Source organism: Georgenia sp. G2120, assembly GCF_055326485.1.
The window spans coordinates 355357-366476 of record NZ_JBUZNL010000003.1; the positions used below are offsets into that span (position 1 = coordinate 355357).

Sequence of the window (11120 nt, forward strand, 5' to 3'; positions counted from 1 at the left end):
ACTCTCACCAACGATCGGAGCAATGGAATGAACGTCAGGGTCGACACCGACGACCTTCGCACGGACGCCTCGCACTGGGAGGCGTTCTCGACCGATACCTTCACCCCCACCGCGAACCAGGTCGACGACCTCACGATGCCGGAAGGTGCACTTCCAGGTGCTGCGATCGAGCTCGGCGTGAAGGAGGCGTACGAGGCGGTCCGATCGACGGTCGACACGCTCGCGGGCGACGGGCCGACAGCCTTCACCGCCGTCGCCAGCGTGCTGCGGCGAGCGGCCGACATCTACGAGGACACCGACTACCAGTCCGAGATCGATTTCTCGCGCGTCTGAGCGCAGCACGATAGAAGGGACACCAAGACATGTCGCTCAAGGACTCGATCATCAGCGACGGAGGCGAGGCGCTACTCGAGATCGAGCAGCTCCTTGCCGACTGCACCGAGGTGCAGAACAGCTGCCCAGGCTTCCTCCGATATCTTGTGGACCCGACGATCGATCCTCTCCGTGAGGACGCCGAGGTGCTCATCGAATATGTCGAGGAGCTCATCGATCGTCTGGGCGATGCGGAACTCATCCGAGAGGTCGCACTGGACTGGCAGACCTGGGGCGATGACATGGGCGGTCATGCCACGAGCATCAGCCCGACGGGGACCAATCTTCCCTCGCTCGACTCATGGGACGACAACGGGGACGTCTATTCGACGGTGGCGGGGCAGCAGCACGCAGCAGTCGGTACCGCTCTGCCCGAGATCGCCTATGCGATCCATGATCAGCTCGAAGACATGGCGCAGCACCTGGAAAACTACTGGCGAGAAGCTTTCGAGTTCATCGGCCAGCTCGTTGGTGGGGTCGTCGGGGTCATCGGATCCATAGCGGGACTCATCGCGGCATGCCTTGCGACCGGCCTCACCGCAGGTCTCCTCGCGCTGGGAATCGTTGCGGCTGTCAGTGCGTTGATCGCGTCCATCACCGCGCTGGTCACCCTCCCGGGCAAGTGGGACGATGTCATGGCCGAACTTGATGGCATCACCGTCGATGCTCTCGGTGAGCTCCAGAGGATGCTCAACGATCCCATCGGCAATCACGCCAACCTTGACAGCGGCACGTGGCCGCCGCACATCGCGATCAACTGACGCGTCCGGTCCGGCACGGGACCGGACCTCACGGGGCCGCCACCTTCGGGTGGTGGCCCCGTCGTCGTGCGCGGCGAGGCATCCGTCGACGGCGCGCCGAGCCTCGCCGATCGGTCTCCCGGCAGGGCGTCCGAGGGCCCCGAACCGCACTCTCGACCAGTGAGCGGGGCCGTCTGAAATCGCGTGCGGAAAATTGCAGCACCTCTTGCAGGATGACTTGCAGCCTGGTTGGGTAGGCGCCAGCGCACCGCCGCGCCCGACGAAGGAGTCACCGGTCCATGAGCGTCACCCGACCTCGCCCAGTCACGTCCACCCTCGCCGTCCTCTCGGCGGTCGCTCTGCTGGGCTCCGGCCTCGCGGCCGGCGGAACGCTCGCCGCCGCGACGTCGGCCGGCGCGGTACAGGCCTCGCCCGCCGCCGGGACGGCACTGCCCGCGGCGCCGAGCCCCGCGGCGCCGCTTCCCGCGCCGGACACTCCCGCGGTACCCGCGCCCGACGCGAGCGACCGCCAGGTCGTCCTTGCAGGCGACCTCCAGACCGAACTCGGCTGCGCCGCCGACTGGGACACCGCCTGTGCGGAGACCACACTGACGGGCACCGACGTCGAGGGTGTCTACGAGCTCACCGCCGAGGTCCCGGCGGGCACCTGGCAGTTCAAGGCCGCGCTCGACGGTGTCTGGGACGGCGCGATCGGCGACGGCGAGGACAACTACTCGATCACCCTCGCCGCGCCCACCACGGTCACCTTCCGGGTCGACGACGCCGCCGGCACCCTCGCCATCGATCTGCCCGACCTCCCGGGCGAGTACGACGAGTCCACCGATGACGCGCTCGTCGCCGAGCCCTATCGCGACGCGGGAGCGGGGGAGAGCTTCTACTTCGTCCTCACCGACCGGTTCGAGAACGGCGACCCGTCGAACGACACCGGCGGGATCGCGGGCGACCGGCTCGACCACGGCTTCGACCCGACGAACCGAGGCTTCTACCAGGGCGGCGACATCGCCGGCCTGAGCGAGCAGCTCGACTACATCGAGGGCCTGGGCACGACCGCGATCTGGCTCACGCCGTCGTTCGTCAACCGCCCCGTCCAGGGCGAGGGCGAGGACGCCTCCGCGGGGTACCACGGCTACTGGATCACCGACTTCACGCAGATCGACCCGCACCTGGGCACGAACGCCGAGCTCGAGGCCTTCATCGACGACGCTCACGCCCGCGGCATCGACGTCTACTTCGACATCATCACCAACCACACGGCCGACAACTTCTCGTTCGCCGAGGGGGAGTACGCCTACCGGGACATCGCGACCTACCCCTACACGGACGCGGCCGGCACCGCCGTCGACGTCTCCGCGCTCGCCGGCTCGCCCGACTTCCCCGAGCTCGACCCGGCCACGTCGTTCCCCTACACGCCCGTGCGCAACGACGGCGCCGTCGACATGGTCCCCGAGCTGTTCAACGATCCCACCGTCTACCACCACCGCGGCAGCTCGACCTGGGAGGGCGAGTCCGTCACCTTCGGCGACTTCGAGAACCTCGACGACGTGATGACCGAGGACCCGCGCGTGGTCGCCGAGTTCATCGACATCTACACGACCTGGATGGACCTCGGCATCGACGGGTTCCGCATCGACACCGTCAAGCACGTCAACGTCGAGTTCTGGGAGGAGTTCACCGCCGCCCTCGACCTTCACGCCGAGGCTACGAACCCCGACTTCTTCACGTTCGGCGAGGTCTTCGACGCCGACGCGACGCTCACGTCCCCGTACGTGCGGGACACCGACATGACCTCGGTGCTCGACTTCGCTTACCAGTCCTCGGCCCTCAACTATGCGAGCGGCTACACCGCCCAGGGCCTCGCGGGTCTCTTCGCGTCCGACGACTACTACACGACCCCGCACTCGACCTCGACCTCCCTGCCGACCTTCCTCGGCAACCACGACATGGGGCGCGTCGGCTACCTCCTCCAGGGGCGCGGCGACGAGCTCGCCCGCTCCGAGCTCGGCCACTCCCTCATGTACCTCACGCGCGGTCAGCCGGTCGTCTACTACGGCGACGAGCAAGGGTTCGTCGGGACCGGCAACGACAAGGGCGCCCGGCAGTCGCTCTTCGCCTCCCGGACCGCCGAGTACACCGACCAGACCCTCCTCACCGGGGAGCAGGTCGGCTCCCGCGACCTCTTCGACACCGGCGCCCCGCTCTACACCCACATCGCCGAGCTCGCGCAGCTCCGCGAGGACCACCCCGCCCTCGTCACCGGCGCCCAGGTCGAGCTCTACGCCGAGTCGGGCGGCGGCGTGTACGCCTTCAGCCGCGTCGATCGCGCGGACCCCGTCGAGCACCTCGTGGCCGTCAACAACCTGACGACGCCGCAGACCGTCACCCTCGACACGCTCAGCCGCGACGCGACCTACACCCCGATCCTCGGCGACGGCGCCGCCCTCACCGCCGACGGCGCTCAGGTGACGATCGAGGTCCCGCCGCTCACGGCCCTCGCGTGGGTCGCCGACACCACCGTCGCACCGGTGGGCGACGGCACCCTCGAGATGTTCCCCGGCGGCACCGAGCTCGCCGGGTCCGGCAACACGCCGACCCTGGCACCGATCTCCGCCGACGTCCCGGACAACCACTACCTCGAGACCTCGTTCGCCTACCGGGTCGCCGGCGAGACCGACTGGCAGCCGCTCGGCGTCGCCGAGGACGACACCCCGCGCGTCTTCCACGACGTCGAGGGACTCGCCGCGGGCACCGTCGTCGAGTACCGCGCCGTGGCGACCGACGCCGACGGTGCCTCGTTCGCGGGCTCGACCTTCGGCGTCGTCGGATACGACCTCTCCGGCACGCCGGCGGACGACGGCCCGGGCGACGGCGAGATCGTCACCGTCCCCGGCTCCCACCAGGCCGCCATGGGCTGCCCCGGTGACTGGCAGCCCGGCTGCGCCGACTCCGCGCTCACCCTCGACGAGGCCTCCGGCCTCTACGTCGGCACCTTCGATCTCCCCGCCGGCGACTACGAGTACAAGATTGCGATCGGCGACAGCTGGGACGTCAACTACGGCGCCGGCGGCGTCCCCGGCGGAGACAACGTCAGCTACAGCCACGACGGCGGCGAGATCACCTTCGTCTACGACCCCGCCACCCACCTGTTCACGAGCACCGCCGAGGGGCCGCTCGTCACCCTTCCCGGATCGTTCCAGCCGGCGCTCGGCTGCGGCTCCGACTGGGCGCCCGACTGCCTCGCCTCGCTCATGTGGGACGCGGACGGCGACGGCGTCTACACCTTCACCACCACCGAGATCCCCGTGGGCAGCCACGAGGTCAAGGCCGCGCACGGCCGTTCCTGGGCCGAGAACTACGGGGTCGGCGGCGAGCTCGACGGCGCGAACTACCCGTTCGTCGTCTCCTCCGACGGCGAGGAGGTCACCTTCTCCTACGACCTCGCCACCCACGTGCTCGACATCTCGGTGGAGAACCCGGCGGTGCCGGGCACCGGCCAGACGCTGGCCCACTGGGTCGACCGGGGGACCATCCTGTGGCCCACCGACCTCGCCGGTGACGACCCGACCGGATCGACCTACACCCTCCATCACGCGGCCGACGGCGGCATGGCCGTCGTCGACGGGGCCGTGACCGGGGCTGACGGCTCGATCACCCTGAGCTACGACACGGCCGGTCCCACCGACGAGCAGGCCGCGACCTGGCCGCACCTCGCCGGCATGTCGGCCCTGAGCGTCGACGAGGCGGACCGCGCAGTCTTCGAGGAGGCCCTGCGCGGCCAGCTCCTCGTCACCCGCACCGGAGACACGGTCGAGGCGGCCACCGGCGTGCAGGTCCCCGGGGTGCTCGACGACCTCTACGCCGACGGCGCGAGGCAGACCGCGCTCGGCCCGGTCGTCGAGGGCGGGGTCCCGCACCTCGCGATCTGGGCGCCCACCGCCCGCACCGTCACCCTCCAGCTCTTCGACGACGCCGCCGGCACCGGTGAGCCCACCGAGGTCGAGATGACCCGGGACGAGGACGGCACGTGGTCCGCCGCGGGCAGCGCCGACTGGCTGGGCCGCGCCTACCGCTACGACGTCGAGGTGTTCGTCCCGTCGACCGGGCAGGTCGAGCACAACGTCGTCACCGACCCCTACTCCCTCGCACTGACGACGAACAGCACGCACTCGGTGCTGCTCGACCTCGACGACCCCGCGCTGGCCCCCGAGGTCTGGACGGACAGCGAGGCCCCCGTGATCGAGGACTTCGTCGACCGGTCGATCTACGAGCTGCACGTGCGCGACTTCTCCATCTCCGACGAGACGGTCCCCGAGGAGCTGCGCGGCACGTACGGCGCGTTCGCGCTCGAGGGCACCGACGGGGTCGAGCACCTCGAGGAGCTCGCCGACGCCGGGATGAACACCATCCACCTCCTGCCCACCTTCGACATCGCCACGATCGAGGAGGACCGGGCGGAGCAGGTCGTCCCGGAGATCCCCGACGCCGGACCGGCGTCCACCGAGCAGCAGGCCGCGGTGAGCGCGGTGGCCGACCAGGACGCCTTCAACTGGGGCTACGACCCGCTGCACTACTCCGTCCCGGAGGGCTCCTACGCGTCCGACGGGAACCAGGACGGCGGCGACCGCGTGGTCGAGTACCGCGAGATGGTCGGCGGGCTGCACCGCTCCGGCTACCAGGTGGTCCTCGACCAGGTCTTCAACCACACGGCCGCGTCGGGCCAGTCCGAGCAGTCCGTGCTCGACCGGGTCGTGCCCGGCTACTACCACCGGCTCTCGCTGACGGGGCAGGTGGAGACCTCGACCTGCTGCCAGAACATCGCCACCGAGCATGCGATGGCGGAGCAGCTGATGGTCGACTCGGTCGTCACGTGGGCGCGGGAGTACCGGGTCGACGGGTTCCGGTTCGACCTCATGGGCCACCACAGCCGGGAGAACATGGAGGCCGTCCGGGCCGCGCTCGACGAGCTCACCCTCGAGGACGACGGCGTCGACGGGTCCGAGATGTACATCTACGGCGAGGGCTGGAACTTCGGCGAGGTGACGGACAACGCCCGGTTCGAGCAGGCCACGCAGGGCCAGCTCGACGGCACCGACATCGGCGCCTTCAACGACCGGCTGCGCGACGCCGTCCACGGCGGCGGCCCGTTCGACGAGGACAAGCGGGAGAACCAGGGCTTCGGCACCGGACTGTTCACCGACCCCAACGGCGTCTCGACGGCGACACCCGAGGAGCAGCGCGCCGACCTTCTCCACCGCACGGACCTCGTCCGGCTCGGCATGGCGGGCAACCTGGCGGACTACACGTTCGTCACGAGCACCGGGTCCGAGCAGCGCGGCGACGAGCTCGACTACAACGGGGCGCCCGCCGGGTACGCCTCCTCGCCGTCGGAGTCCGTCAACTACGTCGACGCGCACGACAACGAGACGCTCTACGACCTCGGCATCTGGCGCCTGCCCACCGACACGTCGATGGCTGACCGGGTCCGGATGAACACCCTGTCCCTCGCCACGGTCGCGCTCGGGCAGTCCCCGGCGTTCTGGCACGCAGGCACCGACCTGCTCCGATCGAAGTCGATGGACCGGGACAGCTACAACTCCGGCGATCACTTCAACGCGGTCGACTGGTCCGGGCAGTCGAACAACTTCGGGGTCGGCCTGCCGCCGGAGGAGAAGAACGGCGCCCACTGGGACCTGCTCACGCCGCTGCTGGAGAATCCGGCGCTCACCCCCGAGCCGGCGGACATCGCGGCCGCGCACGAGCAGTCGCTCGACCTGATGCGGCTGCGGACATCGACCGAGCTGTTCCGCCTCGGGGACGCCGATGCGATCCAGGAGATGGTCACCTTCCCCAACGGGGGAGCGGACGCCACCCCCGGTCTGCTCGTCATGTCGGTGGACGACACGACGGGACGTGACGTCGACCCGGATCTCGACCGGCTCGTCACGGTCTTCAACGCCTCGCCCGAGCCGATCACCGAGGCCGTCGACGGACTGGCCGGTGTCGAGCTCGCCCTCCACGAGGTCCAGGCGAACGGCGACGACGAGGTGGTCCGCGGCACCACGTGGGACGCGGCCACCGGCACGGTGACGATCCCGGCGCGCACCGTCGCCGTCCTCGTGGCGGAGCAGGACGCCGAGCCGCCCGTCGAGCCGGCCCCGACCCACGGGTTCTTCCTCGACAACGGCTGGGACGACTCGCCCGACCACATCTTCCGCTTCGGCGTCCCGTCGGCCCAGGTCGTCGTGGGCGACTGGGACGGCGACGGCACCGACACCGTCGGCGTGCGCGACAACGCGACGTTCTTCCTGCGCAACCGGCACGCCGCCGGCTCGGCCGACGTCGTGCTGGTCTACGGGCACCGCGGGGACGAGGTGCTCGTCGGCGACTGGGACGGCGACGGTGTGGACACCTTCGCCGTCCGCCGCGGCAACCGGTTCCACCTGCGCAACTCTCTGACCAGCGGCCCGGCGGACGTCACGCTCGACTACGGCCGGGCGAGCGATCCGGTGCTCGTGGGGGACTGGGACGCCGACGGAGCGGACACCCTCGGCGTACGCCGGGGGAGCCGCTACTTCCTCGACGACTCCCTCGCTGGCGGGTGGGCGTCCCAGGAGTTCACCTACGGACGCGACGGTGACGTCGTGCTCGTGGGCGACTGGGACGGCGACGGTCACGACACGCTCGCGGTCCGCCGAGGCAACCGGTACCTCCTGCGCAACTCGTTCACCGACGGCTGGGCCGACCTCGACCTCACCTACGGACGCGCGGACGACGAGGTGCTCGTCGGCGACTGGGACGGCGACGGGACGGACACGCTGGGGGTGCGTCGTCGGCCGTCCTGACCGGGCCGAAGGTCCCGGCGGGCACGCCCGCTCTCGCGACGCCCGCGCTCCTCGCACTCGGGGTGGCGGCCTGCAGCGGTGACGACGAGCCGGCCGACGGCGACTCCGCGGCCTCCATCGACGAGACGCTGAGCGTCTACGGGCAGTGACCGCGTAGCGGGCAGGACCGCTGTCCGGGTGACGGCCCGCTGAACGCGGGATGACCGTTGGTGGGCGGGTCCGTGCGAGCGGTCCCGGCGTCGGTGCCGCGTGTCACCATGACCGCGCGCGGCACCGGACCGGTGCCGCCGACCGCACACCACCGAGGAGCTGCGCGACGTGACTGATCGCCCCACCACCGGACGACGGGGGGTGGGGCTGGGCGCCGTCGTCGCTCTCGGCCTGACCTCCGTGGTCGTCCCCGTGGCCGCCCTGCCGGCCGCCGCCGCACCCGACGACTCGGCCGTCGTCATCACCGAGTACTACGCGCGCGGCGGGTCCGCGAACGCGCCGTACCAGCAGAAGTTCGTCGAGCTGTACAACCCGACGGACGAGCCGATCGACCTGTCCGGGATGTCGCTGCAGTACCGGTCCGCGACCGGTAGCGGCGCGACGAACAACAACGTCGCCCTCGAGGGCACCATCGAGCCCGGTGAGCACTTCGTCGTCTCCGGTGCCTCGAACGGCGGCAACGGTGAGGACATCTCCGCGCTGGCCGACCAGGACGCTGGGGGCTCGTTCAACCCGGGCGGGACCAACGGGGTCGTCGTGCTGGTCGACGGCACGGACAACGTCACTCTCCCGCAGGGCACCGTGGCCACCGGTGACCTCGACGGCGCGATCGTCGACCTCGTCGGCACCGGCACCGCCACGACCTTCGAGACAGCCGCGGCCGCCTCCGAGGGAAACAACAGCACTCCGCTGTCCTGGCAGCGCGACGGGTTCGCCGACTCGGACGACAACTCGACCGACTTCACGATGGCCGCCCCGACCCCCGAGATCGAGGGCGGCGGCGATCCGGACCCCGACCCGGACCCCGAGCCCGGCGAGCCCGTGACGATCGAGGAGATCCAGGGCGAGGGCGACGCGACCCCGCTCGCGGGCCAGTCCGTCACCACTCGCGGCGTCGTCACCGCCGTCTACCCGACCGGCGGCTTCAACGGCTTCACGATCCAGACCGAGGGCACGGGCGGCGACCTGACGGAGCACACCGCGTCGTCGGGCATCTTCGTCTACGGACCCGACGTCGTGGGAGACGTCGAGATCGGTGACTTCGTCGAGGTCTCCGGCGAGGCCGGCGAGTACTTCGGGCTCACGCAGATCTCGGGCCCGACCGTCACGCCGCTCGAGGAGGAGTTCGCCGCCGTCGAGCCGGTCGAGGCCGCGTGGCCCGAGACGGACGCCGAGCGCGAGCTCTACGAGTCGATGCTCATGCTCCCGACCGACGAGTTCACCGTCTCGAACACGTACTGGACGCTCCAGTACGGCGAGGTCGGGCTCGCCACCGGCGACAGCCCGCTCGTCACCCCGACCGACGTCGCGAACCCGGTCACCGACCCCGAGGGCGTCGCCGCGGCCGAGGCCGACAACGCCGCCCGCGGCGTCGTGCTCAACGACGGCTCGAGCTTCAACCTCATCAACTTCAACTTCGAGGACCACGAGATCCCGCTGCCGTACGTCACGCCGGAGGCGCCGCTGCGGACCGGGGCGTCGGCCACGATCAGCTCGCCCGTCGTCGTTGACTTCCGTCGTGTCCAGAACGGGGACAGCGCGTGGAGCTTCCAGCCCACGACGCGTGCGACCGGCGAGAACTACACCGAGTGGGTCTCGTTCGAGAACGACCGCGCGGAGCACGCCGCACCCGCAGAGGTCGGCGGCAACATCCAGGTCGCCTCGTTCAACGTCCTCAACTACTTCTCCACCCTCGGCGAGGACGAGGAGGGCTGCGAGTTCTACCCCGACCGCGAAGGCAACCCGACGACCGCCGACTGGTGCGACGTCCGCGGCGCCTGGTCGAGCGAGGCGTTCGCCCGCCAGGAGGAGAAGATCGTCGAGGCGATCAACACCCTCGACGCCGACGTGGTCGCGCTCGAGGAGATCGAGAACTCGGCCGAGTTCGGCCAGGACCGCGACGCGGCCCTCGCCACGCTGACCGAGGCCCTCAACGAGGACGCCGGCGCCGGCACGTGGGGCTACGTCGAGTCGCCCGCCGAGCTGCCCGCGGACGAGGACGTCATCCGCACGGCCTTCATCTACCGGATCGACACGATCTCGCCCGTCGGCGACTCGGTGATCCTCACGGACAGCCCCGCGTTCGGCAACGCGCGCGAGCCGCTGGCCCAGGAGTTCGCCGCCGTCGGCGCGGACGAGGAGCTCTCGGAGACGACCTTCGTCGTCACCGCGAACCACTTCAAGTCCAAGGGCTCCGGCACGGACGACGGCACCGGGCAGGGCAACGCCAACCCGGACCGCATCGCCCAGGCCGAGGCGCTCGTCGAGTTCACCGAGGAGAACTGGGGCGCTGAGCAGCCCGTCCTCCACGCCGGTGACTTCAACGCCTACACCGCCGAGGACCCCATGCAGATCCTCTACGGCGCCGGCTACACCAACCTCACCGAGTTCGAGCGTTCCGGCGCCCACAGCTACAACTTCGACGGCATGGACGGGTCGCTCGACCACATCCTCGCCAACGAGGCCGCGCTGGAGCTGTTCACCGGCTCCGCGATCTGGGAGATCAACGCCAACGAGCCGCTCGCGCTCGAGTACAGCCGGCACAACTACAACGTGACGAACTTCCACGAGGTCTCGCCGTTCCGGTCCTCCGACCACAACCCGGGCATCGTCGGTCTCGACATCCCGGTCTCCGGTGGCGAGGAGCCGGAGGAGCCGGTCGTGGTGACTCCTGAGGACGTGGTGTTCACGGACGCGGACGGGACCGACGCGGACACCTTCACGGTCCCGGCGGTCGAGGGCGTGGAGTACCTGGTCGGCGACGAGGTCGTCGAGGCGGGCACGCACCCCGGCGAGGGGACCGTGACCGTCACGGCGCGCGCCGCCGACGGGTACGAGCTGGCCGAGGACGCCACCACCGAGTGGAGCCACACCTTCGACGACAGCACGACGCCGGACCCCGACCCCGAGCCGGTTCCCCCGACCCCGGGTCGTGGGT

At 70.4% G+C, this 11120-nt stretch carries 4 protein-coding genes; all 4 read left to right on the forward strand.

Going from position 1 to position 11120, the window contains the following annotated elements:
* Nucleotides 1-27: 27 nt before the first annotated feature.
* A complete protein-coding gene (locus tag ACZLMO_RS05595; protein WP_425715424.1) occupies nt 28-333 on the forward strand; it encodes a hypothetical protein in 306 nt (101 codons plus the stop codon).
* Between the two features lie 29 nt (nt 334-362).
* Nucleotides 363-1133: a hypothetical protein gene (locus ACZLMO_RS05600; protein WP_425715425.1), complete on the forward strand. Its 771-nt coding sequence runs from the start codon at nt 363-365 to the stop codon at nt 1131-1133.
* 278 nt (nt 1134-1411) lie between these two features.
* The gene (gene pulA, locus ACZLMO_RS05605; RefSeq protein WP_463653107.1) at nt 1412-7972 is read left to right on the forward strand and encodes a pullulanase-type alpha-1,6-glucosidase; all 6561 of its coding nucleotides are present in this window, start codon (nt 1412-1414) and stop codon (nt 7970-7972) included.
* A gap of 318 nt (nt 7973-8290) precedes the next feature.
* On the forward strand, nt 8291-11120 hold a 2830-nt coding region (locus ACZLMO_RS05610), incomplete at its 3' end, for an ExeM/NucH family extracellular endonuclease (protein ID WP_463653108.1).